This is a genomic window from Pyruvatibacter mobilis (genome assembly GCF_012848855.1).
Classification (GTDB): domain Bacteria; phylum Pseudomonadota; class Alphaproteobacteria; order CGMCC-115125; family CGMCC-115125; genus Pyruvatibacter; species Pyruvatibacter mobilis.
In genome coordinates this window covers 2,907,420-2,934,034 of the sequence record NZ_CP051630.1, presented here as the reverse complement: position 1 = coordinate 2,934,034, position 26,615 = coordinate 2,907,420, and the positions used below count along the sequence as shown (strand labels likewise).

The 26,615-nt window shown below is 62.7% G+C and carries 25 protein-coding genes; 11 read left to right on the top strand and 14 right to left on the bottom strand.

Features of this window, described 5'->3' with window-relative positions:
* Window positions 1-50 precede the first annotated feature (50 nt).
* Genes leuS through holA form a run of 3 tightly spaced genes read left to right on the top strand, consistent with a single transcriptional unit; the run spans window position 51 to window position 4,528 of the window.
* Entirely contained in the window at window positions 51-2,690 is a 2,640-nt protein-coding gene (gene leuS / locus HG718_RS13605) for a leucine--tRNA ligase (RefSeq protein WP_160587150.1), read from the top strand.
* A 57-nt stretch (window positions 2,691-2,747) separates the two neighbouring features.
* Window positions 2,748-3,473 carry an LPS assembly lipoprotein LptE gene (locus HG718_RS13600; protein ID WP_160587149.1) on the top strand — a complete coding sequence of 242 codons (726 nt, stop codon included), beginning with the start codon at window positions 2,748-2,750 and terminating at the stop codon, window positions 3,471-3,473.
* Window positions 3,474-3,499: 26 nt separating this feature from the next.
* Window positions 3,500-4,528 (top strand): DNA polymerase III subunit delta, encoded by a 1,029-nt coding sequence (holA, locus tag HG718_RS13595; protein WP_160587148.1) that lies wholly within the window; start codon window positions 3,500-3,502, stop codon window positions 4,526-4,528.
* Window positions 4,529-4,582: 54 nt separating this feature from the next.
* Here holA and HG718_RS13590 read toward each other — a convergent pair whose 3' ends face one another.
* The 6 genes from HG718_RS13590 to HG718_RS13565 form a co-directional block, all read right to left on the bottom strand.
* On the bottom strand, window positions 4,583-5,488 hold the full coding sequence (locus HG718_RS13590; RefSeq protein ID WP_160587147.1) for a ParB/RepB/Spo0J family partition protein: 906 nt from the start codon (window positions 5,486-5,488) through the stop codon (window positions 4,583-4,585).
* A 159-nt stretch (window positions 5,489-5,647) separates the two neighbouring features.
* Complete coding sequence (locus HG718_RS13585; RefSeq protein WP_160587146.1) at window positions 5,648-6,508, bottom strand: ParA family protein; 861 nt, start codon at window positions 6,506-6,508, stop codon at window positions 5,648-5,650.
* A 7-nt stretch (window positions 6,509-6,515) separates the two neighbouring features.
* On the bottom strand, window positions 6,516-7,193 hold the full coding sequence (gene rsmG / locus HG718_RS13580; protein ID WP_205345643.1) for a 16S rRNA (guanine(527)-N(7))-methyltransferase RsmG: 678 nt from the start codon (window positions 7,191-7,193) through the stop codon (window positions 6,516-6,518).
* 31 nt (window positions 7,194-7,224) lie between these two features.
* Window positions 7,225-9,132: a tRNA uridine-5-carboxymethylaminomethyl(34) synthesis enzyme MnmG gene (mnmG, locus tag HG718_RS13575; RefSeq protein ID WP_244617635.1), complete on the bottom strand. Its 1,908-nt coding sequence runs from the start codon at window positions 9,130-9,132 to the stop codon at window positions 7,225-7,227.
* Window positions 9,133-9,328: 196 nt separating this feature from the next.
* Window positions 9,329-10,648, bottom strand: a complete 1,320-nt coding sequence (mnmE, locus tag HG718_RS13570) for a tRNA uridine-5-carboxymethylaminomethyl(34) synthesis GTPase MnmE (protein ID WP_160587145.1) — start codon at window positions 10,646-10,648, stop codon at window positions 9,329-9,331.
* A 17-nt stretch (window positions 10,649-10,665) separates the two neighbouring features.
* Complete coding sequence (locus tag HG718_RS13565) at window positions 10,666-10,974, bottom strand: DUF6489 family protein (protein ID WP_188658428.1); 309 nt, start codon at window positions 10,972-10,974, stop codon at window positions 10,666-10,668.
* 59 nt (window positions 10,975-11,033) lie between these two features.
* Here HG718_RS13565 and HG718_RS13560 point away from each other — a divergent pair, with 59 nt between their 5' ends.
* The 3 genes from HG718_RS13560 (at window position 11,034) to HG718_RS13550 (ending at window position 14,968) form a co-directional block, all read left to right on the top strand.
* The gene (locus HG718_RS13560; RefSeq protein WP_160587144.1) at window positions 11,034-13,058 is read left to right on the top strand and encodes a thioredoxin domain-containing protein; all 2,025 of its coding nucleotides are present in this window, start codon (window positions 11,034-11,036) and stop codon (window positions 13,056-13,058) included.
* Between the two features lie 133 nt (window positions 13,059-13,191).
* On the top strand, window positions 13,192-13,890 hold the full coding sequence (locus tag HG718_RS13555) for a dienelactone hydrolase family protein (RefSeq protein ID WP_160587143.1): 699 nt from the start codon (window positions 13,192-13,194) through the stop codon (window positions 13,888-13,890).
* 103 nt (window positions 13,891-13,993) lie between these two features.
* Window positions 13,994-14,968 carry a quinone oxidoreductase family protein gene (locus HG718_RS13550; protein ID WP_027840396.1) on the top strand — a complete coding sequence of 325 codons (975 nt, stop codon included), beginning with the start codon at window positions 13,994-13,996 and terminating at the stop codon, window positions 14,966-14,968.
* Window positions 14,969-15,000: 32 nt separating this feature from the next.
* Here the strand turns inward: HG718_RS13550 and HG718_RS13545 are convergent, their stop codons facing one another.
* From HG718_RS13545 to hemE, 6 genes are all read right to left on the bottom strand, one after another.
* The gene (locus tag HG718_RS13545) at window positions 15,001-15,672 is read right to left on the bottom strand and encodes a PAS domain-containing protein (RefSeq protein ID WP_160587142.1); all 672 of its coding nucleotides are present in this window, start codon (window positions 15,670-15,672) and stop codon (window positions 15,001-15,003) included.
* 168 nt (window positions 15,673-15,840) lie between these two features.
* Entirely contained in the window at window positions 15,841-16,431 is a 591-nt protein-coding gene (locus HG718_RS13540; RefSeq protein WP_027840394.1) for a PAS domain-containing protein, read from the bottom strand.
* Between the two features lie 100 nt (window positions 16,432-16,531).
* Window positions 16,532-17,797, bottom strand: a complete 1,266-nt coding sequence (gene rho, locus HG718_RS13535; RefSeq protein WP_027840393.1) for a transcription termination factor Rho — start codon at window positions 17,795-17,797, stop codon at window positions 16,532-16,534.
* Between the two features lie 463 nt (window positions 17,798-18,260).
* Window positions 18,261-18,707 (bottom strand): protoporphyrinogen oxidase HemJ, encoded by a 447-nt coding sequence (gene hemJ, locus HG718_RS13530; protein ID WP_160587140.1) that lies wholly within the window; start codon window positions 18,705-18,707, stop codon window positions 18,261-18,263.
* A 23-nt stretch (window positions 18,708-18,730) separates the two neighbouring features.
* Window positions 18,731-19,765, bottom strand: coding sequence for a ferrochelatase (gene hemH, locus HG718_RS13525; RefSeq protein WP_160587139.1), 1,035 nt, complete (start codon window positions 19,763-19,765; stop codon window positions 18,731-18,733).
* The gene (hemE, locus tag HG718_RS13520) at window positions 19,762-20,835 is read right to left on the bottom strand and encodes a uroporphyrinogen decarboxylase (RefSeq protein WP_160587138.1); all 1,074 of its coding nucleotides are present in this window, start codon (window positions 20,833-20,835) and stop codon (window positions 19,762-19,764) included. The genes hemH and hemE overlap by 4 nt, the downstream gene beginning before the upstream one ends.
* Window positions 20,836-21,394: 559 nt before the next feature.
* Between hemE and HG718_RS13515 the strand changes: the two genes are divergently transcribed.
* The 5 genes from HG718_RS13515 (at window position 21,395) to dnaQ (ending at window position 25,189) form a co-directional block, all read left to right on the top strand.
* Window positions 21,395-22,234 (top strand): pyruvate, water dikinase regulatory protein, encoded by an 840-nt coding sequence (locus HG718_RS13515; protein WP_036263888.1) that lies wholly within the window; start codon window positions 21,395-21,397, stop codon window positions 22,232-22,234.
* 36 nt (window positions 22,235-22,270) lie between these two features.
* Window positions 22,271-22,894, top strand: a complete 624-nt coding sequence (locus tag HG718_RS13510) for a Maf family nucleotide pyrophosphatase (RefSeq protein ID WP_160587137.1) — start codon at window positions 22,271-22,273, stop codon at window positions 22,892-22,894.
* Window positions 22,895-22,902: 8 nt separating this feature from the next.
* Complete coding sequence (locus HG718_RS13505; RefSeq protein ID WP_160587136.1) at window positions 22,903-23,781, top strand: shikimate dehydrogenase; 879 nt, start codon at window positions 22,903-22,905, stop codon at window positions 23,779-23,781.
* Complete coding sequence (coaE, locus tag HG718_RS13500) at window positions 23,781-24,401, top strand: dephospho-CoA kinase (RefSeq protein ID WP_160587135.1); 621 nt, start codon at window positions 23,781-23,783, stop codon at window positions 24,399-24,401. Before HG718_RS13505 ends, coaE begins: the two co-directional genes overlap by 1 nt.
* Before the next feature lie 95 nt (window positions 24,402-24,496).
* Window positions 24,497-25,189 carry a DNA polymerase III subunit epsilon gene (gene dnaQ / locus HG718_RS13495; protein WP_160587134.1) on the top strand — a complete coding sequence of 231 codons (693 nt, stop codon included), beginning with the start codon at window positions 24,497-24,499 and terminating at the stop codon, window positions 25,187-25,189.
* 21 nt (window positions 25,190-25,210) lie between these two features.
* Here the strand turns inward: dnaQ and secB are convergent, their stop codons facing one another.
* Both secB and HG718_RS13485 read right to left on the bottom strand, forming a co-directional pair.
* Window positions 25,211-25,741: a protein-export chaperone SecB gene (gene secB / locus HG718_RS13490; protein ID WP_027840384.1), complete on the bottom strand. Its 531-nt coding sequence runs from the start codon at window positions 25,739-25,741 to the stop codon at window positions 25,211-25,213.
* An 83-nt stretch (window positions 25,742-25,824) separates the two neighbouring features.
* Window positions 25,825-26,424 (bottom strand): FxsA family protein, encoded by a 600-nt coding sequence (locus tag HG718_RS13485; RefSeq protein ID WP_160587133.1) that lies wholly within the window; start codon window positions 26,422-26,424, stop codon window positions 25,825-25,827.
* Window positions 26,425-26,615 lie beyond the last annotated feature (191 nt).

The window sequence follows — 26,615 nt, the reverse complement described above, 5'->3', positions numbered from 1 at the left end:
CCCCGCCCGCGGACATCCGTGCCGCGGCCCATCGCCCGATGATCGACATCATGACGACCGACACAGACAACCAGCCGATCCCTGACCGCTACAATCCGAAGACCGCCGAGCCGAAATGGCAGAAGGCCTGGGAAGAGCTCAACGTCTTCCGCACGCCGGGCGCCGACGACCCGCGCGAGAAATATTACGTCCTTGAGATGTTCCCCTACCCCTCAGGCCGCATCCACATGGGCCATGTGCGGAACTACGCGATGGGTGATGTGGTCGCGCGGTACAAGCGTGCCCGCGGATACGCCGTACTGCACCCGATGGGCTGGGACGCCTTCGGCATGCCGGCCGAAAACGCCGCCATGGAAAAAGGCGTGCATCCCAAGGGCTGGACCTACGACAACATTGCCACCATGCGCGGGCAGCTGAAGGTGATGGGCCTGTCCCTCGACTGGGAGCGGGAATTCGCCACCTGCGACGCTGATTACTACAAGCACGAGCAGGCCCTGTTCCTCGACTTTCTTGAGGCAGGCATCGTCGAACGCCGCCAATCCACCGTGAACTGGGATCCCGTGGACAACACTGTCCTGGCCAATGAGCAGGTGATTGACGGCAAGGGCTGGCGCTCGGGCGCGCCGGTCGAACGGCGCGAGCTGACCCAGTGGTTCCTCAAGATTTCCGATGTCGCCGACGAGCTGCTGGAAGGTCTCGAGACCCTCGAGCGCTGGCCCGAAAAAGTGCGGCTGATGCAGAAGAACTGGATCGGCAAGTCTCAGGGCGCGCGTGTGTTCTTCCCGCTCTCCGGCGAGGCTGCCGAGGCCGGGGAAACCCTTGAAGTCTTCACCACCCGCCCGGACACGCTGTTCGGCGCTTCCTTCTGCGCGATCTCACCGCAGCACCCGCTGGCCAAGCGGCTGGCGAAAACCTCGTCGGAGGTCGCCGACTTCATAGCGGAATGCGAGAGCCTCGGCACCAGCGAGGAAGCGATCGAGAAGGCCGAAAAGCGCGGGCTGGCCACGGGCCTGACGGCAAAACATCCGTTTGCTGACGATTGGGAGCTGCCTGTCTACATTGCGAATTTCGTGCTGATGGATTACGGCACCGGTGCCATCTTCGCCTGCCCGGCGCACGACCAGCGCGACATGGACTTCGCGCGCAAATACGGTCTACCGGTCAAGGCCGTGGTCGCCCCCAAGGAGAAGGCAGACGATCCAAGCTTCGCAGCGGAGATCGAAGCGGGACAGGACGCCTTCACCGGAGACGGTGTGGCGATCAACTCTGATTTCCTGAACGGCTTGCCGGTGGCGGACGCGAAAGCGCGGGCGATCTCGCGGCTGGAGGATCTGGACCGGGGCGAAGGCACCGTGAATTACCGGCTGCGTGACTGGGGCATCTCCCGTCAGCGCTATTGGGGCTGCCCGATCCCCATCATCCACTGCGATAGCTGTGGCGTGGTGCCGGTGCCCAAGGCTGACCTGCCGGTGGAACTCCCCGAAGACGTGACCTTCGACGTGCCCGGCAATCCGCTGGACAGGCACCCGACCTGGAAAAACGTGCCCTGCCCCAAATGCGGGGCCGATGCCCGGCGCGAGACCGACACTTTCGACACCTTTGTGGATTCGTCCTGGTACTTCGCCCGCTTCACGGCGCCTGACGCTGCAACCCCCACCGACCGCACAGCAGTCGATGAGTGGCTGCCGGTGGACCAGTATATCGGCGGCATCGAGCACGCGATCCTGCACCTGCTCTATTCGCGCTTCTTCACCCGCGCAATGAAGAAGACAGGCCATGTGGGGATCGACGAGCCGTTCGCCGGCCTGTTCACCCAGGGCATGGTGACCCATGAGACGTACAAGTCCGAAGCAGGCGCGTGGCTGTCCCCGGCAGACGTGACGCTTGAAACCGTCGATGGCCGGACAGTGGCCCGCAGCCGGGAAACCGGCACAGCGGTGACCATAGGCAGCGTCGAGAAGATGTCCAAGTCGAAGAAGAACGTCATCGACCCGACCGACATCATTTCCGAATACGGGGCGGACACTGCGCGTTTCTTCATGCTGTCCGACAGCCCGCCCGAGCGCGATGTCGAATGGACTGAATCCGGCGTTGAAGGTGCCTGGCGGTTCACCCAGCGTCTGTGGCGTGCGGTGACCGGCAACAGCGCCCATATGTGTGCGCCCGAAGCCGATGTCCCTGATACCTTTTCCGATCAGGCTCTTAGCCTGCGTAAGGAAACACACAAGACAATCAAGGGTGTGACCGAAGGGATCGAGGCGTTCCGCTTCAACAGCTCCGTGGCCCGGCTTTATGAGTTGGTCAACGCGCTCTCCGGCTTCAAGCCCGCCGAGGGCGACCCCGGCGATGCATTTGCCGTGCGCGAAGCAGCCGAGGCGCTGGTGAAGCTGAGTGCGCCGATGATCCCGCATCTGGCCGAAGAAGCATGGGCGGCAATCGGCAATGACAGCCTGATCGTCAACGAGGCCTGGCCGCAGGCAGACGACAGCCTGCTGGTTGAAGACACCATGACCCTGCCGGTGCAGGTAAACGGCAAGAAGCGCGACGAACTGACCATCGCACGGGACGCCGACAAGACGGCCATCGAACAGGCAGCGCTGGCGCTGGACAAGGTGACCAAGGCCCTTGATGGCAAGCCGGTGCGCAAGGTCATTGTGGTTCCCGGCCGTATCGTCAACATTGTCGGGTAAGGTGAGTTGGGGTCCTTGAGGCCCTGCCCAATCCCGCGCGACAGGAGTGGATGACGCATGAACAAGGCCGTGAAGCTGTTGGCGAGGAGCCTGCTGGCCCTTGGTCTGGTGGCCGGGGTTGCCGCCTGTTCATTCCGCCCGCTTTACGGCAATTCCGCCGAGGGAGCAGCCGCGCGCACGGGCATCCAGTCGGTTGAGGTCGGGCAAATCGATTTCGGCCGTGTCGGCCAGCATGTCCGCAATGAGCTGATTAGCCAGATGACCCCGCGCGGCACGCCGGCGCGTCCGGAGTTCACTCTCAGCGTCGCCCTACAGGATATGGTCGCGGATCTCCTGGTGCAGGAAAACTCGACCGTCCTGCGTCGTAACTACACGCTGACCGCGACATACCAGCTGATCGACAACGAGACCGGGGCTCCGGTCTTCAGCTCCTCGGTGCAACGCAACGCGGCGCTCAACCGCCTTGATTCCGAATATGCGAATGTCATCGCGCTGCGTGATGCCGAGGAACGCGCTGCTGCGGCTGTGGCGACCGTGATCACACAGCGTCTCTCCATCGCCCTGTCGGAACTTGCATCTCCCGAAAAGCGCCGCAAGGCAGCACTCGAGGAGGCCAACCGTATCAAGGCAGCCCCGGCACGCAGCGCCACACCGCCGGAGCCGGTGGATCAGCCGCTGGTCTCTCCGGCGCCTGACGGCACCACGCTCATTGGCGCCGGTGATGATCGTGCAGCTTCCAGCGCCCGGTTCCCGGAGCCCGTTGCCATCGACAGCGCCGACTGACCCGCTGCCATGGCCCGGTTCCGTCCGTGAAACTCAAACCCGCTGAAATAGACCGGTTCATCAAACAGCCGCCGGACACGGTCAGGGCCGCGCTCATTTACGGGCCCGACCTGGGTCTCGTCCGCGAGCGTGGCGGCAAGTTGCTCCGTGCACTGACGGATACGCCTGACGACCCCTTCTCTGTTGCCGATCTGGAGGAAAGTGTCCTCAAGGGGGATCCGGCCCGGCTGGCTGATGAAGCCGGCGCCGTTGCCATGTTCGGCGGCCGGCGCGTTGTCCGCGTGCGGGATGCAGGCGAGGCGGCTGCAAAGGCGCTGAAATCCTATCTTGAGCAACCGGGCGACGGCTTCGTGATCCTCGAAGCAGGTGATCTCACCCCGCGGTCAGCCCTGCGCAAGCTCGTCGAAAGCGCCAAAGATGCTGCCTGCCTGCCCTGCTATGCGGACACTGCCGAGAGCCTGGAAAAGCTTGCCGCCGGGATGTTGCGGGACGCAGGGCTGGACGCGGATCACCCGGTCATTCTCGCCCTTGTGGAGCAGCTAGGCGCCGACCGGCAATTGTCGCGTAACGAGATCGAAAAGCTCATTCTCTACAAGAATGGCGAAAGCCCCGTAACGCTGGATGACATTGCCGCCAGCGTTGGTGGTGCGGATGCGCGCGGCGTCGATGATGCCATCGACAGTGCGGCCGGCGGCGACATGCAGAAGCTGGATGTGAGCTTTGCCAAACTCGTGGAGAGCGGGGTGGCGCCAGAAAGAATGATCCGTGCACTGACGATGCATCTTGAGAGGCTGCACCTGGTTCTCGGTCGTGTCGAGCGCGGCGGGCGGCTGGACGAGATCCTGCGCAGCCTCAGGCCGCCGCTCCACTTTTCTCGTCAGCCGGCCATGCGTCGCCAATGTGCCGTATGGTCACGGCGGCGGCTGGATGGCGCGCTCGCCATGCTGGCCGACGCCGAGGCTCAGTGCCGGGGTGCCGGGCCGCTGTCGGAGGCCATTGTGGCCCGGGCCATGATGAGCATTGCCCGTGCGGCAGCAGCAGGCCGCCGAAGCTGAGAGCAACGGCGGCCTGAATAATGACAGATTGATTGTCGGTTAGACGCTGTCCGGCTAGATTTTGCCGTTTGCAAGGCGCCGGCAGATCTCATCGAGCTGATCGAGCGTCTTGTAAGTGACGACCAGCTTGCCGCCCTTGTCACCCTTGTGCTCGATCGACACGGCAAGGCCGAGCGCGTCGGTAATGTTCCGTTCAAGCGAGCGCGTATCCGCGTCCTTTTCAAGGGCTGTCACCTTGCCGCCCTTCGCCTTGCCGGATGGCTGCTCTTCAAGGCCGGTCTTGCCCAGGGCCTCGGCCTCGCGGACAGACAGCCCCTCGTCGATGATTTTGCGGGCAAGAGCGACCGCATCTTCATGGCCCATGATCGCGCGGGCATGGCCGGCTGTCAGATCACCGGCGGCAACGAACCCGCGCACCTTCTTCGGCAGGCCGAGCAGGCGGAGCGTGTTCGCCACATGCGAGCGGCTCTTGCCGATGAGCTTGGAGACGTCCGCCTGGGTGTATTTGAATTCATCCATCAGGCGCTGATAGCCGTCCGCCTCTTCGATCGCATTGAGATCGGCGCGCTGCACGTTCTCGATGATCGCGATCTCGAGCGTCTCGGCATCGGTCAGGTCACGCACCGTGACCGGCACCCGGTCGAGCTTGGCGGCCTGGGCCGCGCGCCAGCGGCGTTCACCGGCGACAATCTCGAAGGCGTTGGTCGCACCGGACACGGGCCGCACCACGATGGGCTGCAGAATGCCCTTCTCCTTCACCGACTGGGTGAGATCCGCAAGATCCTCCTCGGTGAAGTCCCGGCGCGGCTGGTAGGGGTTGGCGCGGAGGAACTCGATGGGAACCGTGTTCGGGCTGATGGTCGCCGCGGGTCCTGAAGCCGCACCGGCCGGAGTCTCGTCTCCGATCAGCGCTGCAAGTCCGCGTCCCAATCCGCGCCGCTTTCCGTCTTCTGCCGCCATATTCGTATTCCTTTTTGCCTCCGGAGAGGGGTCAATGTGCTTGAACTGTGCCGGGCCGGATCAGGGCTGGCCCTACCCGGCCCTACTTTTCAAGAAGTGTTAGCTGTCCCGGTCAGGGGTCTTAGCGTCATCGGCAGGGCCCGCGCCGGGCTGTCCCTTTCAGGCCGCAGCCTGGCGGATTGTCCGTTCACGCTGGATCAGCTCCGAGGCCAGCTTCATATAGGCCTTCGACCCGGCGCACTTGTAGTCATAGACCAGCGCCGGCTTGCCGAAACTCGGCGCCTCGGAAATGCGCACATTGCGCGGGATCACCGTGCGGTAGACCTTGTCGCCCATATAGTCGCGCACATCCGCCGCCACCTGGTCCGACAGATTGTTCCGCTTATCAAACATTGTCAGGACAATGCCCTGGATTTCCAGGTCGGGGTTCAGGCTGGTCTTCACCCGCTCCACCGTGCGCAGCAGCTGGCTGAGACCTTCAAGAGCGAAGAACTCGCACTGCAACGGCACCAGGATGGCATCGGCTGCAACCATCGCATTGATGGTCAGCAGGTTGAGCGATGGCGGGCAGTCCACCAGCACGTAGGAAAAGGCCCCGCCCGCGTCCGACGAGGTGAAGGCCGCCAGCGCATCCGAGAGCCGGTGCGAGCGGTGGTCGAAATCGGCCAGCTCAAGCTCAGCCCCCAGAAGATCCATGGAGGATGCGACCAGCGACAGTCCCGGCACGGCCGTGTCAATCAGCGCCTCTTCGATGCTGGCCTCGCCGACAAGCACATCATAGGCGGAGACCGGGCGGCTGGTCCGGTCAACCCCGAGACCCGTGGAGGCATTACCCTGCGGATCAAGGTCGACGACCAGCACGCGCTCGCCAACCGCGGCAAGCGCCGTACCCAGATTAATTGCCGTGGTCGTTTTGCCGACGCCGCCCTTCTGATTGGCCAGCACCAGCACGCGCGGCTGACCTTCACGGCCGCCACCGGCACGCAGGGAGGACAGATCGACGGAGTCAGGCTTCGTCATGGACGCATCAATGGGGGTGTTCGGGGCGGACACGGGCAAGCTCCTCCAGCTTGAGTATGACCCCATCCCCCGGGGTGCTACTGGGGATGTGGGAGGTCCTGATCGTCCAATATTTTGCGGCTTCGGTCAATTCCGACGCTACATCTCGTCCCTTTAAAAATAATCCGATGCAGCCCTGTGACCAATAAGGCGCAATCATTTCCATCAGCCGGGGCATCGGTGCTACCGCCCGCGCGGAGATGACATCGGCGGTGTGGCCGAGCGCGGCGACAGCCGCCTCCGCCTTTTCGACCCGCATGGGTATGACCTTTACCGGCGCACCTGTCTCAGCCACCACACTCTGCAGGAAGGCGCATTTCCGCGTATCGCTTTCGATCAGGCATACCTGCGAATCCGGATGAGTTTCCATCAGCATGATGCCCGCCACGAGCCCAGGAAAGCCCGCCCCGCTGCCCACATCCAGCCACAGCCGGACCCTGTCGGGCGCATGAGCTATCAGCTGCGCTGAGTCAGCGAAGTGTCTGACCCACGCATCCTCGAGTGTTGAGGGGGCCACCAGATTTATCCGCGCCTGCCACTTCACCAAAAGATCGCGATAGGTCTCGAGCCGTCCACGTGTTTCACGTGAAACACCGGCTAGACCGGAAACGGATTCAATCTCAGACACTTGCAGACCTTTATCCACAGACAGGCCGGACCAACCGGACGCGCGGCCCCTATTCCGCGGCACTGACCGCGCCCCCGCGACCGCTGCGCAGATACATGAGCAGCGCCGTCACGGCAGATGCGGTCACGCCCTCAACCCTGGCTGCCTGGCCAAGGGTTGCCGGCCGCACCCGGGACAGCCTTTGTCTGCACTCGATCGACAGGCCGGGCACACCCTCATAATCCAGGTCCCGAGGCAGCCTCACATTCTCATCGCGCTCAAAAGCTCGGATGTCATTTGCCTGACGCTCAAGATAAACGGCGTAGCCACCTTCAATCTCCATCTGTTGCGCCACCGCGGGATCCAGGGACCCGAGTTCCGGGAAGACTCCGGCCAGCCAGGCCATATCCACGTCCCTATACCGCAGCATTTCGAATGCCGACCGCCGTACCCCATCCTGATTGACCTTGAGACCCCACTCTGCCGCTTCTCTGGGAAGCATGGACAAGTTCTCCAGAAGCGCCCGTGCCTTGCCGAGATCGGCCTCCTTGCGGGCGAAATGGTCGCGCCGTTCCGGCCCAATGCACCCCAAAGCAAGGCCCAGAGGGGTCAACCGCTGGTCCGCATTGTCGGCGCGAAGGCTCAGGCGGTATTCCGCCCGGCTGGTGAACATCCTGTAGGGTTCACTCACCCCCCGCGTGATCAGGTCATCCACCATAACACCGAGATAGCTCGAGGCCCGGTCAAACGACATCTCAGTCGCACCACCAGCGCGCGATGCTGCATTAAGCCCGGCCAGCAAGCCCTGGGCTGCGGCTTCCTCATATCCGGTCGTGCCATTGATCTGACCCGCCAGATAGAGACCCGGAACAGACTTGACCGCCAGCCCCGCCGACAACTCCCGCGGGTCTACATAATCATACTCGATCGCATAACCCGGCCGGATCATCCGGGCCTCTTCCAGCCCCGGAATGGTCTTCAGGAACGCAAGCTGCACGTCTTCCGGCAGCGACGTTGAAATACCATTCGGATAGACGGTTGGATCATCCAGACCCTCGGGTTCCAGGAAGATCTGATGCCGGTCTTTCTCAGCAAACCGGACCACCTTGTCTTCAATGGACGGGCAGTAGCGCGGGCCTGTACCCTCAATCTGACCGGAATACATCGGCGCCCGGTCAAGATTGCCCCGAATGATCTCATGGGAGGCCTCTGTCGTCCCGGTCACAAAGCAGCTCACCTGCGGCTGGCTAATCACCGAGGTCAGAGACGAGAAAGGCTCGGGAGGATCATCCCCCTTCTGCTCAGGCAGCACATCCCAGCGGATCGTACGTCCATCAAGGCGCGGCGGTGTCCCGGTCTTCAGACGGCCGAGCGCAAGACCGAAACGGTCAAGGGTTTCCGCCAAACCTATCGCGGGTACGTCACCAATGCGCCCGCCGGCGCTTTTGGCCTCACCCATATGGATGACACCTCGGAGGAAGGTCCCCGTCGTCAGCACCACCGATGCGGCATGGAGCTTCCGGCCGTCCCCCAGAACCACCCCTGATACTTCCCGGCCCTGGCAGATCAGGTCCTCTACCGGTGCCTCAACGATGCGGAGATTATCTTGCGCCCCTAACGCTGCCTGCATCGCTTCGCGATACAGTTTCCGGTCCGCCTGGGCACGGGGCCCACGGACCGCCGGCCCCTTCCGCCGGTTCAGGACACGAAACTGAATACCGCCCTGATCCGCCACCCGGCCCATGAGGCCATCCAGCGCGTCGATTTCGCGAACCAGATGTCCCTTGCCGATCCCGCCGATAGCCGGGTTGCAGGACATTTCCCCGATCCGGTCCGCCCGATGTGTCACCAGGAGCGTATCAGCCCCCATGCGCGCCGACGCCGACGCAGCCTCACAGCCGGCGTGGCCGCCGCCAATCACGATGACATCGCAGCGCAATCCATCCGCCGGGTCGATGATATTGAACATGGAGATCATGGACCGGGTGCATATCCCATCTGCAACACAGAGAGAAGGGGTCGCCATGGAGATTATCCACAGCTTTGGACTCCATTTGTTTCACGTGAAACACCGGCAGCCGAAGACCCGTGAATCACGGACGCCGCAGGCAGTCCTCACATGGCCTCAGGAACGGTTAACCGGGTGTTAACACCGCTACTTGCCCAGATCGCAGCTACTTCCCGATACAGAAATCCCGGAAGATGACGTCCAGAATATCGTCGACATCCACCCGGCCCACAAGACGACCAAGCGCCCGCAGCCCCAGCCGTATTTCCTCGCCCGCCAAGGCCGCCTCTCCCCAGGCCTCCTCGCAGGCCCGGTCAAGGCATGCAAGACAGTCGGCCAGAGCCTCCCGCTGCCTGACGCGGCTCACCAGTGTTGACCCATCAGCCCCGCCGGCCAGATCCTGTGCCGCATCTGCCAAAAACCGCTCCAGGTCCTCCATCCCACTGCCCGAGGTCGCCGAGACCACGAGGCCGCAGGGAAAGGACGTGTCGCCCACATCGCCCTTGTTCCCCACCACCACCCGCCGCGCAGCCTGAAGCTCCTCAGGCCAGACCGGTGGTGTTGGATAGGCAAGGTCGACGACCCACACGGCAATGTCTGACGCAGACGCCCGGGCCCGCGCCCGGGATATCCCTTCCCGCTCCACCGGATCATCCGTCTCCCGCAAGCCAGCCGTATCGGCCAGCACCACCGGCACACCACCAAGATCAAGGGTAACTTCCACAATGTCCCGCGTGGTCCCGGATATGTCGGACACGATCGCGGCGTCACGACCCGCCAGCCTATTGAGAAGGCTCGACTTCCCCACATTGGGCGGCCCGAGGATTGCCACCTGCACACCATCGCGCATGAGTTCACCGCGGGACCCGGAGGCGACCACCTCCCGGATTTCCTTGGCGACACCCATCACCATGGACAGCGCCTGATCATCCAGCCCGTCGGGCAGCTCCTCATCACTGAAGTCAATTTCCGCCTCAACCAGCGCTAAAGCGCGCACAAGCCGGTTGCGCCACTCACTGCACCGCGCAGCCAGTGCCCCTTGCGCCTGGGCCAGCGCCAGCCGCCGCTGCCCGGCTGTTTCTGCATCAATAAGGTCCGCCAGCCCTTCCACCTGGGTCAGGTCCATGCGGCCATTGGCAAAAGCCCGGCGGGTGAACTCTCCTGGCTCGGCAAGGCGCAGACCTTCAAGAGTCCCCAGTGCATCGAGAACCCCACCCACCACAGCCCGGCTTCCATGCACATGCAGCTCGGCCATGTCTTCACCGGTCACTGTCGCGGGACCCGGAAGCCACAGCACCAGAGCTTCATCCAGCTGCTCACCATTGCCCGGATCAGCCAGACGCCGCACACTGGCACGCCGCGATGGAGGAACAGCGCGGCCGCTCAGCGTCTCAAGCGCCAACCGCGCCCGATCCCCACTGACGCGGATAACCGCAATACCCGCCCGCCCTTGACCGCTGGACAAGGCAAAAACTGTTTCTTCCATGAGATCGTCGGCGCCGATTAGCTGCGGCGGCTCCGGGACTTGGCAGCCTTCTTTGGCGCCGGTGAATCGCCTTTTGTCGCCCCGGCGCCGTCACCGACCGCCGACTTGGCAACGGACCACAGCACTTTCTGAAGCCGGTCCACACCCTCAAGCCCCACTGGCAAAGCGGTCTTCACCAGCAGCTCAGGATCGATATAGGCCACATTGCGTTTGATCTGGTCGCTGATCTGCGCAACCAGCTCTTCCTGCATCGGCGCAAGATCCGGCAGGCCCAGCATGCGCCGCGCCTCGTCCGGGGTGAGATCGACCTCGATATTGATCTTCATGCCATGCTCCTGCATGCCTAGATGGGGTCCATGCCGCCCCGTTTATCTCAAGGGACACCATGTCACAAAACCTGCTTTGCGAAGAGACCAGCCCCTATCTTCTTCAGCACAAGGACAATCCGGTCCACTGGCGTCCCTGGGGCCCCGACGCCCTCATGGAAGCAAAGGTCGCCAACAAGCCGATCCTGCTGTCCGTCGGCTATGCCGCCTGCCACTGGTGCCACGTCATGGCCCATGAGAGCTTCGAGGATGACGAGGTGGCCGCCGTGATGAACGAGCTCTTCGTCAACATCAAGGTGGACCGGGAAGAGCGGCCAGACATCGACACGATATATATGTCAGCCCTTCACGCCCTAGGAGAACAGGGTGGCTGGCCCCTCACCATGTTTCTTACGCCTGAGGGAGAGCCTTTCTGGGGTGGCACCTATTTCCCGAAGACAGCCACCTATGGACGGCCGGGCTTCGCTGATGTCTGCCGCGAAATCGCGCGCATCTACCATGACGAGGGCGACAAGGTCGCCACCAACAAGAATGCAATCAGGAACGCCCTGCAGGACCAGGCCAAAGCCGGTGCTCAGGGTGAACCTGCTCCGGACGTCCTCGATACAGTCGCTGATCGCCTCGCCGGCCATATCGACCCGGAGCATGGCGGCGTGGGCGGCGCGCCTAAGTTCCCCCAGCCTTTCCTGCTCGAACTTCTCTGGCGCGCCTGGCTGCGTACCGGTGACGACCGCCATCGCGATGCGGTCACCCATACCCTCGCCCGCATGGTCCAGGGCGGTATTTACGATCATCTCGGCGGCGGCATCGCCCGCTACTCGGTGGATGAGCGCTGGCTCGTCCCCCATTTCGAGAAGATGCTCTACGACAACGCCCGTCTCATTGAGCTGCTGAACCTGGTGACCCTCGGCACCGACGACCCCCTGTTTCCGGAACGCCTGCACGAAACAGTCAACTGGGTGCTGCGCGAGATGGTCACCCCAGAAGGCGCGTTCGGAGCAAGCCTTGACGCGGACAGCGAAGGGGAGGAAGGCAAGTTCTATGTGTGGACCGAAGCCGAGATCGACACGAGCCTGAGCGCCTTTTCGTCAGCGGATGTCGCCCGCTTCAAGCAGGCCTACGACGTCACCGCCGCCGGGAACTTCGAAGGCCACACCATTCTCAACAGGCTCGACCAGCCCGACCAACTCGACAGGGACACCGAAGCCCTGTTTGCGCGCATGCGTGAAGTGTTGTTCGAAACCCGCGCGCCCCGCATCCGCCCTGCCTGGGACGACAAGGTTCTGACTGACTGGAACGGCCAGATGATTGCGGCCCTCGCCCGCGCCGGCGCCGCTCAGAACGAACCGACCTGGGTTGAAGCTGCCACACGCGCGTTCTGTTTCATCCGTACACGAATGATCATCAATGGCAGGCTGCACCACGCTTTCCGCGCCGGGCGGGTGCAACACCTGGCCATGGCCGACGGCTATGCCAACATGATCCGGGCCGCACTTGCCCTGCATGAAACGACATCCGACCGGACATTCCTGTCGCAGGCAGAAGCCTGGGCCGAAGAGGTGCATGCCCATTACTGGGACGTGGAAGGCGCCGGATACTTCTTCACGGCTGACGATGCAGAAGCCCTCGTTGTGCGCACCCGCTCCGTCACCGACGACGCAACCCCCTCAGCCAACGGGACGATGATTGAGAACCTCGCCCGTCTCTGGTTTCTCACCGGCAAGGAAACATATCGCGGCCGGGCCAACGAGATTATCCGCACTTTCGCCGGTGAACTGTCGCGCAACTTCTTCCCCATGTGCACCTATCTCAACGGGCTTGATACCCTCCTCAATGCGGTCCAGGTGGTGATCGCCGGCGAGGGACACCCGGCCGATGAACTCCGGAGGATTGCCCTCACATCGCCCCTGCCCTCACTCGTGCTCAACATGGCCAGCGCGCACCTGCCTCTCAGCCACCCGGCCCACGGCAAGACCGTGCCTGACGATGCCCGGGCGGCGGCCTATGTCTGCCAGGGCACCACTTGCTCGCTGCCGCTGACGGATCCCGACGCCCTCCACTCCATGCTGGCGCGGCCCCTCTGAGCACACAGGCCCAGGACCCGCACTGCGGACCCCACGGCGCGCATGTCAACCGCTTGAACGCGCCCCCCAGCACGCTAAGGTGCGCGGCAGCAAACGTGCCCATCTCAAGACATCTTCAAGGGAGGTCCACCCCGTGAGCGGACAGGACATCGAAATCAACGGCCCGGACGGTGCATTCAGCGGCTATCTCGCCACCCCCGCTTCGGGCACCGGCCCAGGTATCGTGGTCATCCAGGAGATTTTTGGCGTCAACAAGGTCATGCGCGACATCTGCGACGACCTCGCCGCCAAGGGGTTCATCGCCCTGTGCCCGGACCTCTTCTGGCGCCTCGAGCCGGGCATCCAGCTCACCGACAAAACCGATGAAGAATGGCAGAAGGCCTTCGACCTGTTCGGCAAGTTCGACGTGGACGCCGGCATCGTCGATATCGACGCCACCATCGAGTATCTCCGCGGCATGGACGGGTGCACCGGCAAGGTCGGTGCCGTGGGCTACTGCCTGGGTGGGCTCCTTGCCTACCTCACAGCCACCCGCACTGACGCAGACGCCTCGGTCGGCTTCTACGGCGTCAACATCCACGAAAAGCTCGATGAGATGGAGCAGATCAAGAAGCCGCTGATGCTTCACATCGCCCGGGAAGACGAGTTCGTGCCGTTGGAAGCCCAGTCGCAGATCGAGACCGTGCTGTCGCGCAACGAAAACGTAGTGCTGCACATTTACGAAGGCCGCGACCACGCCTTCGCCCGTGAAGGCGGCGCCCACTACCATGCCGAAGACGCAACCACTGCGAATGCCCGGACGCTGGAATTCTTCCAGGCCAATCTGGGCTGACACCTGTCAGGCCACAGAATGACACATGCCCGGCCGGGATCCTGAATCCCGCCGGGCATTGTTCCGTATACGAATCAAAACAAGCCCCGCGAGGAACCGCATCATGGTCAAGGCAATCCGCATCACCCGGACCGGCGGTCCGGATGTCATGTCCTACGAAGACGTGGACCTCGCAGCCCCGGCAGCGGGCGAAGTGCGGGTGCGCCACACGGCCATCGGGCTCAATTACATCGATACCTATTTCCGCTCCGGCCTCTACCCCGCCCCGCTTCCCTGCGGCCTGGGTCTTGAAGCAGCCGGCGTGGTCGACGCGGTGGGCGACGGCGTCACAACCCTTAAGACGGGTGATCGGGTCGCCTATGGTACCGGTCCGCTCGGAGCCTATTCCGAGGCCCAGAATGCCCCCGCCAACCGCCTGGTGAAAATCCCGGACGGCGTCAGCGACAAGGACGCCGCGGCCATGATGCTCAAGGGCATGACCGTTCAGTACCTGCTGCGCCGCACCTATGAAGTTCAGCCGGGCGACACGATCCTTTTCCATGCGGCCGCAGGCGGTGTCGGCCTCATTGCCTGCCAGTGGGCCAAGCATCTGGGCGCCACGGTCATCGGCACCGCGGGCAGTAAGGAAAAGGCCGACCTTGCCCGCAAGGCCGGCGCCGACCATGTGATCCTGTACCGTGAGGAAGACGTGCCTGCCCGTGTCCGGGAGATCACCGGCGGCGCCATGGTGCCCGTGGTCTATGACGGTGTCGGCAAGGACACATTCGAGATGTCACTGGACTGCCTCGCGCCGCGTGGCCTGATGGTGTCCTTCGGCAATGCCTCAGGTGCTGTGCCGCCGGTGGATATCGGAGTGCTCAACCTCAAGGGATCCCTGTTCCTCACCCGCCCGTCACTCGCCGGCTACACCGCGACAGACGAGGATCTCGCCATGACCGCAGCAGACCTGTTTGACGTAATGGCCAAGGGCGTGGTGACAGCTGACGTGCGTCAGGAATATGCGCTGGCGGACGCAGCTCAGGCCCATCGCGACCTGGAAGCCCGCAAGACCACCGGCGCTACAGTTCTCATTCCGTAGACGGAACCTGTTTACTGCAGGAACGCACGTGCCTAGAGCCCTGCAAGCAGGTCCTGATCCGGAAGCCCCGCACCCAAATCCAAAAAGAGAATAGCCTCAAGATTGAGCTCCTGAGGCTTGCCGGATTCGATGGGCAGAACGACTGAAGCCCCCTCGGCGCGCCGCCATTGCATGGTGCCGATCAGTCGCTGCGGTTTGCCGGGCCCTGTGGCGACCGGCAGAAAGGTCAGCTCCGCCATCAAGCCTTCGGACCGGCTGTCATTCCGAACCAGCACCACAAGTCCACATTGGTGGGTGTGCAGGGACCGGAACAGGTTGCGATTGGCATCCCGCCGCTCCTCGGGGATATAGGCAAGGGCATCGTGACCCGTCAGATCCAGCCCGATCCCCTCAGTCAGCGCACTGCCCCAAAGCCGGTGAATCAGCTTATCCCCGTCCCAGTGCATGTAGCGCACATAAGGTGCCAGGGTGCGCAGTTGCGGGATCACGATATCCGTAGCATCCGGCATGATCTTGTCGCCCCGCACATGCCACCAATAGGCAAGGAAAGCGTGCGCCACATGGGTGAGTTTGACGGGTCCATGCTGCCGCGGCACCTGATCCAGAGGCGCACTCACGGCAGCAGCTGCGGCATTGGCCACCTCCGGCTGCATGGCCTCATAGACCCAGCCTGAAATCAGTCTTTGACTGTCGTCGGTGCTCACCGAGGCGTATCCCCTGAACGGCAGATCAGCCGCACACGTCATGCAGCTGAATATGCCGCCAACTATGCACCTCGATAGTCAAATATTTGGTTATCTCAACCAAATAACAACTTTTCCGGGCACAAGAACAATTAAACACGTAAAGCGTGTGTCGCTTTGGGGGCCAGCCTATTCAGCGGGAACCCCGAACCCGATGTCGATATAGCGAAACGAGCGCTGCACGGTTCGCTGATCAGGATCCGCATCAGCCCGACCGAGCGGGGCATCACTGCAGAACGCGCCGGTGCCGATCATTCTTGGCGCGCCATCTGCCCCCGCCGCCACCGGCAAGGTCAGGAACTCGAAGAGAAAAGTCGTGCCCCGCACATCAGTGACCGATCGCTGCTGAACGAAGGCACACGGATAGCGGTGAAGGTTCTCCAGCCTTACCTTCTCCCGGCTTCTTTCCGCTTTAGGAATGAGATCGAAGACATTCTGCCCGGTCGGATCGACCTTGAGCCATTCCCCTAGGCCTGTGCCCCAGAGCGTGAACACCACCCGCTCTGGCCCGTCCCAACGCATGCATCTCACATGCGGCAGCAGATGCCGGAAACCAGCCGGATTGATGTCGCCGGCAGCAGGCATCGCCCGGTCGCCGCGCAGCTCGAGCCAAAATTCCCAGAACGCCTGGTTCACCGCCGCGAGTGGCGGCGCAGATGGCATGCCGGCACACGTTTCAGGCGCATACTCGTTCACAGATCCGATCATCAGCCGGACCATAGGGAACAAAACTGCCGGAAATATTAATCAAATGCCGAATTATTCGCACCGCGCCCACAACCAGCCCGCGAGACGCGAAAAATGCGAGACCCATAAGGCGTCAGGTGTTCATGGAGTCGAAGAACTCGTCATTGCTCTTGGTCTGCTTGAGCTTGTCGAGCAGGAACTCGATGGCGTCCGTCGTGCCCATCGGATTGAGGATCCGGCGCAGCACATACATTTTCTGCAGCACTTTCTTGTCGACCAGAAGCTCTTCCTTGCGGGTACCGGATTTGAGGATATCCATCGCCGGGAAGGTGCGCTTGTCAGCCACCTTCCGATCAAGGACGATTTCTGAGTTACCGGTGCCCTTGAACTCTTCGAAGATCACTTCGTCCATCCGGCTGCCGGTGTCGATCAGCGCCGTGGAGATGATGGTCAGCGATCCGCCCTCTTCGATGTTGCGGGCAGCACCGAAGAAACGCTTCGGCCGCTGCAGCGCATTGGCATCCACACCACCGGTCAGCACCTTGCCCGAAGACGGCACCACCGTGTTGTAGGCGCGGCCCAGGCGGGTGATGGAGTCGAGCAGGATCACCACGTCGCGGCCATGTTCGACCAGGCGCTTGGCCTTTTCGATGACCATTTCCGCCACCTGGACGTGACGCACCGCCGGTTCGTCAAAGGTCGAGGACACGACTTCGCCCTTCACCGAGCGCTGCATGTCCGTCACTTCTTCCGGCCGCTCATCAATCAGCAGCACGATCAGATAGCATTCCGGATGATTGGCCGAGATCGAGTGCGCGATATTCTGCAGCAGCACGGTCTTACCGGTGCGCGGCGGCGCCACGATCAGGGCGCGCTGGCCCTTACCCAGCGGGGCGACGATATCGATGATCCGCGCCGACTTGTCCTTGATGGTCGGGTCTTCGATTTCCATCTTCAGCCGCTCTTCCGGATAGAGCGGGGTCAGATTGTCGAAATGCACCTTGTGTTTGGCAGCTTCCCGGTCCTCGAAATTGATCTTGTTGACCTTGAGCAGCGCAAAATAGCGCTCGCCATCCTTCGGGCTGCGGATATCGCCTTCCACAGTGTCGCCGGTGCGCAGAGAGAACCGGCGGATCTGTGACGGCGACACATAGATGTCGTCCGGCCCGGGCAGGTAATTGGCATCCGGCGACCGCAGAAAGCCAAAGCCGTCCTGCAAAACTTCCAGGACACCCTCACCGATGATGTCCACATCCTTTTCCGCCAGCTCCTTGAGGATGGCGAACATCAGCTCCTGCTTGCGCAAGGCCGAGGCATTCTCGACCTCATGCTCTTCCGCAATGGTCAGCAGCTCGGTGGGACTTTTGGCTTTCAGGTCAGCGAGTTTGACGGGTTCCATCGGACCTTCTTCGGACTCTCAACAGGTGTCCCCCTTCGGCAGGATGCCTCCGGAAGACGGAATTCAGGCAGGGGTTCAGCGCGGCAGGAAAGGGCGCCAAACCCGGCGGGGGGGAAATCCTCGGGCCGGGAAACCGGCCGTCCGGCAGCAAGTCTGGTTCTGTCTGGTCACACCGGGAAGGCATGACGGAAACGACGCTACGGCGTGGATTTATGAAAGGCGGGTCATTACCGGCATGCCAGCAGCAGGGCATGCGCCCGGAATGATGGCCTACAGATAATGGAGATTTTGCTTATGTCTAGCGGTCTTTGCGTGCCGCTGATCCCTTGTTCACTGGCGTTCCAGCACCGGGATAGCCGCAGGACGTCCGGATGACGTTCAACAATATCTTTGAAGACGGAAAAAAACCTTACCCCATTCACCGCCGCACCGGAAGCGGAAATCAGGCGGTGGTCGGCGGCACTCAGAACGGCTTCACAATCACCAGAATGACGATGAAGATGGTCGCCACCGGCGCCACCTCATTGATCATCCGGAAGAATTTCTCCGACTTCGGCCGCTCGTCCTTCTCGAACTTGCGCCGCCAGCCGGACAGCATGCCGTGCAGCGCGCTGAGGAGCACCACCAGGGTCAGCTTGCCATGCAGCCAGCCCGCCTGGCCGAAGCCCTCAAGTCCCGGGTAGAGCGTGAAGATCAGCGCGATACCGAAAATCCACGCGGCAATCATCGCCGGATTGATGATGATCCGCATCAGCCGCCGTTCGGCATTCTTCATGGTCTCGGACATCTCCGAGCCCACCGCCGCGGGATAGTGATAAACGAACAGGCGCGGCAGCATGTACATGCCCGCCATCCAGAAGATCACCGAGATGACGTGGAACGCCTTGATCCAAAGGTAATATTCCGCCACCGGTCACATCTCCCCAAACGGTGTCAGGCCGCACGCTCACCTTGGCGGTCGCACGGGCACTGGCTGAAGCCCTTGGGACATATCCGCTTGCCCGTGTTCGGCGCAACCCCGCCAACAGCACCCAACACAGCCGACGTCAGCGCTACCACATAGGACGGGTGCGTCCCCAGCGCCGGCACACGCTTGTAGTCAGGCACGCCGGCCTTCTCGGCAAGCTCGCCATATTCGATATCAAGCTCGACCAGCGTTTCGGAATGCTCCGACACAAACGCAATGGGCACCACAACAAGGGGCTTGCCCTCACGGCCCGCCCTCTCAATCTCGTCCTCCGTCGACGGGCCGATCCATTCAAGCGGCCCCACCCGGCTCTGGTAGCAGGTCACATAATCAAGGCCCGGCACATCCAGCGCCTGCACCGTGGCGGCCACCGTCTGCTCCACCTGCCATTGATAGGGATCGCCGCGCTCCACCACCCGCTTGGGCAGACCATGGGCGGAAAACAGGACGCGTGCCGCACCATCTGCCACGTAAGGCTTCAGCATCTCCGCATGCGCGGTGATGAAATCATCCTGCATGGGATAGCAGCACACCGTCCGCGTCGGGGCGCTGAGGCCCGCGTCCTTGGCAGCCTTCGCCCACTCAAGCGCCGAGGAGCCGGTGGTGGTTGTCGAAAACTGCGGGTAAAGCGGCAGCAGCGTGATCTCGTCCGGCCCGAACGCCTTGAGCTGAGCCGCCGCCTCGCCTGAGAACGGGTGCCAATAGCGCATGGCGATCACAACCTTGAAGTCGTCGCCCGGCGATGCCGCGGACAGGGAGACTTCCAGATCCCGCGCCTGTGCCTGGGTCAGCTCAAGCAACGGCGATTTGCCGCCAAGATTTTCGTAGATTTCCCGCGCCACCGGCGCCCGGCGCGTGGAAATCAGCTTGGCCACCAGCCAGCGCAAGGGCTGCGGCAGACCGATAATGGCCTTGTCGTTGAACAGGTTGAACAGGAAAGGCTGCACCGACTGCGGCGCATCCGGCCCGCCGAGATTGAACAGGACAACCGCGCGCTTCATCGGTTCCTCACCCTTTCCACCAGCTGCGCCACATGCTCCGGCGGCGTCTGCGGCACGATGCCATGGCCCAGATTGAACACAAACGGCTTGCCGTCGAAGGCGTCCAGAATGCCGTCGATTGCTTTCAGCATCCGGTCACCGCCCGCCACCAGCAGCAGCGGATCAAGATTGCCCTGGCAGACAATATCGTCCGCCAGCGTCGGCACCGCCCAGGACAGCGGCACAGCCGGATCAAGCCCCACCGCATCCACACCGGTCTCCGCCACATAGCGCGGCAGCAGCGGACCCGCACCCTTCGGGAAACCGATGATCGGCACCGTGACCCCCAGCGCCCGCAGCCGCTCAACCAGCGCCTTTGTCGGCGCGATGGACCATTCGGCGAATTCCGCCTCCGGCAGCACGCCCGCCCATGTATCGAAGATCTGCAGGAGGTCAGCCCCGGCATCCACCTGACGCTTCATGTACTGCGCGGTGGCTTCCACCAGCACATCCATCAGCGCTGTGAAATCCTGCCGGTGCTGATAGGCAAACAGCCGCGCCGGGGCCTGGTCCGGCGTCCCGCGCCCGGCAATCATATAGGTCGCCACTGTCCACGGCGCGCCGGCAAAGCCGATGAGGTCTGTTTCCGCCGGCAGCCCTGTCCGCAGCCGGTCGACCGTCTCATAGATCGGCGAGAGAAAGTCTTCAGACGCTGTCACATTGAGCGCCGCGATGGCCTTGCCATCCTCAAGCGGTTCAAGCCGCGGGCCTTCGCCCGGCTCAAACCACAGCTTCTGACCCAGCGCCTGCGGTATCAGCAGAATATCCGCAAACAGAATGGCCGCATCAAAGCCATAGCGCCTGATCGGCTGGAAGGTGACTTCGGCGGCAAGCTCCGGCGAATAACACAGATCCAGAAACCCGCCGGCCTGTTCGCGCGTTGCCCTGTACTCAGGCAGATACCGTCCTGCCTGGCGCATGAGCCAGATGGGAGGCACCGCCTGGATGTCCCGCTTGATCGCCTTAAGGAGACGTCCGTCAGGCCTTGCACCTTGGGAGGACGGAAGAGAGGTTTGTTTGACGTCCGGCACGCAGAACTTCCGATCTAGGATTCTTTAATAATAGATGAAGATGTAAGAGGCAGGGATAACGGGGACTATGTCCTGATCCCCAGTATGGCCGAAGATATAAACCGGTTTTGGCCCCGGCCCATAGGGCACGACGCCTCATCTTGTGGGCAGTCATGTATGGGCATGGTTTGGCTGGCGGGGGAAAACGGGGATAGCGAGGATAGATCCATCCGATGACGCAGACTTGTCCCCCTGTTCCCCAAGCCCTACCGGGTAGTGCCTTTTGCCCATCAACAGACTCACAAACCGGCCGTTAACACTTCGTTAACACCTGTGATTCACAGGCTGGTCTGAAAGCACCATTTTTATCCCCAGATAGGGGCACTTCATCCCCGTGCTTTTCCCATAAGGGTTTGCTGCTGCAAGACACCTTGCGGCGCGGCATTCGCACCGCCCATTGCCTTCGGGGCGCGAGCGGCGTAACCACAAAACACCGGACCATCCGGCCCGGTTCCCACAGGCCCTACTTTCGGGGGCTGATGCTCCCCTTATCCCCCGCCCGATCACGTCACTGGACATCATGAGCGACGACCTCACCAGCAAGTCCTTCTTCCATCTGCATCTGGTGTCGGATTCCACCGGCGAGACCCTCAATGCGGTGGCCAAGGCAGCGGTGGCGCAGTTCGAGATGGTGCATCCCATCGAACACATCTATGCGCTGGTGCGCGGGCCGCGTCAGCTTGACCGGGTGCTGCGCCAGATTGAGGCATCGCCGGGCATCGTCATGTTCACGATGGTCAGCGACAAGCTGCGGCGCGAACTGGAAACCCGGTGCCGTGAATTGCAGGTCCCCTGCATCGCCGTGCTCGATCCGGTGATGCAGGTCCTCGGCGCCTATCTGGGCACCGAGCGCACCGAGAAGCCCGGCTCGCAACACACGCTGGACGCGGAATATTTCGCCCGCATCGACGCGCTCAACTACACGATCGCCCACGACGACGGCCAAAACCTCGACAATCTCGAGGAAGCCGACATTGTGCTTGTTGGCGTCAGCCGGACATCAAAGACACCTACCTGCATGTATCTCGCCCATCGCGGGGTGAAGGCGGCGAACTATCCGCTGGTGCCGGAAATCCCTGTGCCGCACCAGATCGAGCAATTATCGTCCCCCCTCGTCGTCGGCCTCATCGCCTCGCCTGAGCGCTTGCTGCAGATCCGCAAGCAGCGGCTGTTGTCGCTGAAGGAAGACGCTGAAACCAATTATGTCGACCTCGACCAGATCCGCGCCGAGGTGACAGCCGCGCGCAGGCTCTATGCGCGCCATGGCTGGCCGATCATTGATGTGAGCCGCCGCTCCATCGAGGAAACCGCCGCCTCGATCCTCAATCTCTATACGGAGTCCAAGGCACCCGCCGTCTGACCCGAGCCCCTTCCGCATCGAAACGAAACGCACGCCATGTCCGATACGCCGACCCTCATTCTTGCTTCCGGTTCTGCTGTGCGCGCCAATCTGCTCAACGGCGCGCGTATTCCGTTTGAAAAAAAGCCGGCTGATCTCGATGAAAGCATCCTGAAGCGCGAACTGGAAAACGATCCCACCGCCCAGGGCGAACACGGCGCAGGCCCCGCTATCGCCGTGGCGCTGGCCAAGGCCAAGGCAGAGCTCGTGTCGCGGGAAAGTCCCGACGCGCTGGTGATCGGCGCTGACCAGGTGATGACGCTTGGCACCACCTGCTACGACAAGCCGAAGGACATGGCCGAAGCAAAGGCCCGGCTGCGGGACTTCCGTGGCAAGCCCCATGTGCTGCATGGCGGCGTAGCGCTCGCCCGCGGCGGCGAGACGATCTGGCATCACTACCAGCCGTCGCACCTCACCATGCGTGAATTCTCGGACGCCTTCCTTGATCACTATCTGGAAGAAGCCGGTGAGGCCGTGCTGTCGAGTGTCGGCGCCTACCAGCTCGAAAGCATCGGCGCACAGCTGTTCGACCGGATCGACGGTGATTATTTCGCGATCCTCGGCCTGCCGCTGCTGCCGCTGATGGCAGAGCTCCGCCGCCTCGGCGCCCTGCGGGACTGACAGCGCCCATGGCCGAAACACACAGCATCATCTCCGTCGGGCCGCGCAAGGTCTGCGTCATCGGCTGGCCGGTGGACCATTCCCGCTCGCCGATGATCCACAACACCTGGCTCAAGCGCCACGGGCTCGAGGGCGAGTACACCAAGCTACCCGTCGAACCCGCCGAGCTGGCCGACACGCTGCGCTTCCTGCCCAATCTTGGATTTCGCGGCGCCAATGTGACGGTCCCGCACAAGGAAGCAGCTTTCGAAGCGCTCGCGCCTTTTGTTGATCCGCCTGCGGAGCGCCTTCAGGCTGTCAACACCATCTACCGCGACCCCGACACCGGCGAGATCCGTGGCACCAATACCGACGGCATCGGGTTCTGGACCCATCTCAAAAAATCCGTGCCGGACTTTTCCGGCAAGACGGCGGTGGTGATCGGCGCCGGCGGGGCTGCCCGTGCCATTGTCGATGTGCTGGAAACCGAAGGCCGCATGAAAGTGCGCCTCGTCAACCGCACCATGGCCCGCGCCGCCAGCCTCGTGGCCGACATCGAGGCCAAGGCGATGGTCTATGACTGGCAGCAGATGCCCAAGGCGCTGGAGGGTGCAGACCTTGTGGTCAACACCACATCGCTCGGCATGAAGGGCCAGGCTGATCTCGACATCGACCTCTCTCCATTGCCTGCAACAGCTGTGGTCTATGACATTGTCTATGTGCCGCTGGAGACGCCCCTGCTGCGTCAGGCCCGTGATCGCGGCCTTGCGACGGTGGACGGGCTTGGGATGCTGCTGTGGCAGGCGGCCCCCGGCTTTGCCAGATGGTTCGGCGTCGAGGTGACCGAAGACGATGTGGCTACCGCCCGCGCGCTCATTGAAGATGATCTGAAAAAGGAACAGGGCTGATGCTGCTCGTTGGTCTCACCGGCTCCATCGGCATGGGGAAATCCGAAACCGCCAAGATGTTCGCCCGCCTCGGCGTGCCGGTCTATGACGCCGATGCTGCCGTGCACGCGATCTACGAAAAAGGCGGCGCGGCGGTGGAGCCCCTGCGTGCCAACTTTCCTGATGCCATCGTCGATGACGCGGTGGACCGGGCGCGCCTGTCGAAGCGCGTGCTCGATGACAAGGACGCGCTCAAGAAACTCGAAGGCATCGTCCATCCGCTGGTCGGCCAGACGCAGCTTCAGTTCCTCAAGGATGCGCAAGCCTCCGGCGCCAAAATCGCCGTGCTTGATATCCCGCTTCTTTATGAAACCGGCGGTGAGACGCGCGTTGACGCGGTGGTTGTCGTCTCCGCTCCCGCCGATGTGCAACGCGCCCGCGTGCTGGAGCGGCCGGGCATGACGACGGAAAAATTCGAACAGATCCTCTCAAAGCAGGTGCCGGATGCTGACAAGCGCGCCCGGGCCGACTTCGTGGTCGAGACCGACAAGGGCCTCGAGCATGCATTTGAACAGGTGAAACGAATCACCGAGAATTTGCAGTCTTGGGAGCCGAAGGTGCTGACACAGCGCCTCGGCTGAGCCCCCGCGCCTTTGGGCAGGCGCAAGGGTGTGAACGACAACTTGATTGGGACCCGGCACGACCCTCCCGTGGGGGCCGGCTGCCGGAACACAGCATGCGCGAAATCGTCTTCGATACGGAAACGACCGGCTTCAAGCCGTCCGAAGGACACCGGCTGGTGGAAATCGGCTGCGTCGAATTGATGAACCACGTGCCTACCGGCCGCACCTATCATCAATACATCAACCCCCAGCGCGACATGCCCCAGGGTGCCTTCGAGGTGCATGGCCTCTCCGAGCAGTTCCTGTCCGACAAGCCGCTCTTCGCCGACATCGCCGATGCATTCCTGGAGTTCGTCGGCGACGCACCGCTGGTCGCCCACAATGCCAGCTTCGACATGACCTTCATCAATGCCGAGCTGGGCTGGGCCAACAAGCCGACGATCCCTGACGCGCAGTCGGTCGACACACTGGCCATTGCCAAGCGCCGCTTCCCGGGCGCGGCAGCGTCGCTCGATGCCCTGTGCCGCCGCTTCAACGTCGACAATTCCGCGCGTGAAAAGCACGGCGCGCTCTTGGATGCCGAGCTTTTGGCGGAAGTCTATCTGGAGCTGATCGGCGGCCGCGAACCGGGCCTTGTGCTCGAAGAAAAAGCAGCGGCTCAGCCGCTTGCGACCAATGTGCCCACCACCGCGCGCCGCAGCCGGGGCAAGGTACTGCCGTCTCTCCTCACCGAGGAAGAACGGCACGCGCACGAGGCCTTCATCGCCGAAATCGGCGACAAGGCCCTGTGGCTCAAATCAGCCTGATCTGAAAAACAGCCTGACGGTTTAGGCGTCGCCGGCGGGTGCATCACCCTGCTGGGCTGCCTGCTGCTGGTCCAGGCGCTGCCGGTACAGTGCTGCGAAATCGATGGGATCGATCATCAGCGGCGGGAAGCCGCCGTCGCGTGTCATGTCCGCGATGATGCGGCGTGCAAACGGGAAGATGATGCGCGGGCACTCGATCAGCAGCACCGGCTGCAGGCCCTGGGCGGGAATGTTTTCCAGCCGGAACACCGCGCCATACACCAGCTCGACCAGGAAAACCTGCTTGTCCTCGACCTTGGCGTCCGCCGTCAGCCGCAACTCGATTTCATAATCGTTGTCCTGGTTGCCCGGCACGCGGACATCTACCGACACGTTGATCTGCGGGGCCTGGTTGGTGAAGCCACCGGGCGCATTCGGGTTCTCGAAGGACAGGTCCTTGATGTATTGGCCGAGAATGCGGATCTGCGGCGGCATCGCCTGTCCCTCGCCGCCATTGCCGTTGGCGGCACCATTGGCGGAACCGTTTGCGTCTGCTGCCGGAGTATCAGTCATGAGGAAAATGTCCTGACGGGTTGCGGTCGGAATTCGAAGTGATGGCGGTGGCTATCATGCCGGCCCAGCCGCTGCAACCGCGCCTAGCTGCGCCAGGGGCTGTCGTCCCGCGGCGGGCCGTCCTCGCCGATATCGACCGCGTCGCCGTCAATGACAGGCGGGCTGCCGTTGCCGCCCTTGCCACTTGGCCCGCGATGACGGCCGGGTCCGGCAGACGAGCTGTCATTGGCCGGTCGCTGCGGGCCGCGCCGCTGCCACATGGCATCTTCATCGGCAAAGCCGGTTCCGCCCATGCCGCTGGTCCCGTAAACGCGGAAAGATGATCCCCGCCGCGCCGCCATGGCGGTCACCCGCTGGCGCAGAAAGGCGCGCACCTGCGGAATGAACAGCGAAAAGCCAATCGCGTCCGTGAGGAAGCCGGGCGTGAGCAGCAGCCCGCCGGCAAAAACCAGAAACATACCGTCAAAGGCTTGCTCGACGGGGATCTCGCCGCGCTGAAGGCTCGCTTGGGCCCGCTGGGCGGTGGAAATGCCCTGTGCCCGCAGCATCCAGGCCCCCAGAAAAGCCGTCCCGATCACGATCGCGATGGTGGCCGCCGTGCCGATCGCGCCGCCCACCTGGATGAACAGGGCGATTTCGATCAGTGGTATGCCGATGAACACGAGCAGGAGGTAAAAAAACATCTGGTCTCCGGACTGTAGGGGCCAATGGCACCCGGTTGCGGGTTTGGACCCGCGCTGTCGCAATACTACCTTTTATACACCTAGGAATGCGGCCCTTGCTGGACCAGAGCAAGGCGCAAAAGCTATGGTGACCAAAAGCGCCGCATCTCGAGATGCCCGGCCCTTGCAACAGTCCCGACCAACGGAAAGCC

Bases quoted from the DNA above. Each gene is read 5' to 3' on its own strand.
- mnmE (WP_160587145.1), bottom strand. From the start codon at position 10,648: ATGGAAGAAACAGTTTTTGCCTTGTCCAGCGGTCAAGGGCGGGCGGGT.
- HG718_RS13485 (WP_160587133.1), bottom strand. From the start codon at position 26,424: ATGTTTTTTTACCTCCTGCTCGTGTTCATCGGCATACCACTGATCGAA.
- HG718_RS13585 (WP_160587146.1), bottom strand. From the start codon at position 6,508: ATGACGAAGCCTGACTCCGTCGATCTGTCCTCCCTGCGTGCCGGTGGC.
- HG718_RS13565 (WP_188658428.1), bottom strand. From the start codon at position 10,974: ATGAAGATCAATATCGAGGTCGATCTCACCCCGGACGAGGCGCGGCGC.
- HG718_RS13550 (WP_027840396.1), top strand. From the start codon at position 13,994: ATGGTCAAGGCAATCCGCATCACCCGGACCGGCGGTCCGGATGTCATG.
- hemH (WP_160587139.1), bottom strand. From the start codon at position 19,765: ATGAAGCGCGCGGTTGTCCTGTTCAATCTCGGCGGGCCGGATGCGCCG.
- rho (WP_027840393.1), bottom strand. From the start codon at position 17,797: ATGGAACCCGTCAAACTCGCTGACCTGAAAGCCAAAAGTCCCACCGAG.
- HG718_RS13540 (WP_027840394.1), bottom strand. From the start codon at position 16,431: ATGGTCCGGCTGATGATCGGATCTGTGAACGAGTATGCGCCTGAAACG.
- leuS (WP_160587150.1), top strand. From the start codon at position 51: ATGACGACCGACACAGACAACCAGCCGATCCCTGACCGCTACAATCCG.
- HG718_RS13510 (WP_160587137.1), top strand. From the start codon at position 22,271: ATGTCCGATACGCCGACCCTCATTCTTGCTTCCGGTTCTGCTGTGCGC.
- HG718_RS13600 (WP_160587149.1), top strand. From the start codon at position 2,748: ATGAACAAGGCCGTGAAGCTGTTGGCGAGGAGCCTGCTGGCCCTTGGT.
- secB (WP_027840384.1), bottom strand. From the start codon at position 25,741: ATGACTGATACTCCGGCAGCAGACGCAAACGGTTCCGCCAATGGTGCC.
- dnaQ (WP_160587134.1), top strand. From the start codon at position 24,497: ATGCGCGAAATCGTCTTCGATACGGAAACGACCGGCTTCAAGCCGTCC.
- HG718_RS13560 (WP_160587144.1), top strand. From the start codon at position 11,034: ATGTCACAAAACCTGCTTTGCGAAGAGACCAGCCCCTATCTTCTTCAG.
- coaE (WP_160587135.1), top strand. From the start codon at position 23,781: ATGCTGCTCGTTGGTCTCACCGGCTCCATCGGCATGGGGAAATCCGAA.
- mnmG (WP_244617635.1), bottom strand. From the start codon at position 9,132: ATGATCTCCATGTTCAATATCATCGACCCGGCGGATGGATTGCGCTGC.
- HG718_RS13505 (WP_160587136.1), top strand. From the start codon at position 22,903: ATGGCCGAAACACACAGCATCATCTCCGTCGGGCCGCGCAAGGTCTGC.
- HG718_RS13515 (WP_036263888.1), top strand. From the start codon at position 21,395: ATGAGCGACGACCTCACCAGCAAGTCCTTCTTCCATCTGCATCTGGTG.
- HG718_RS13590 (WP_160587147.1), bottom strand. From the start codon at position 5,488: ATGGCGGCAGAAGACGGAAAGCGGCGCGGATTGGGACGCGGACTTGCA.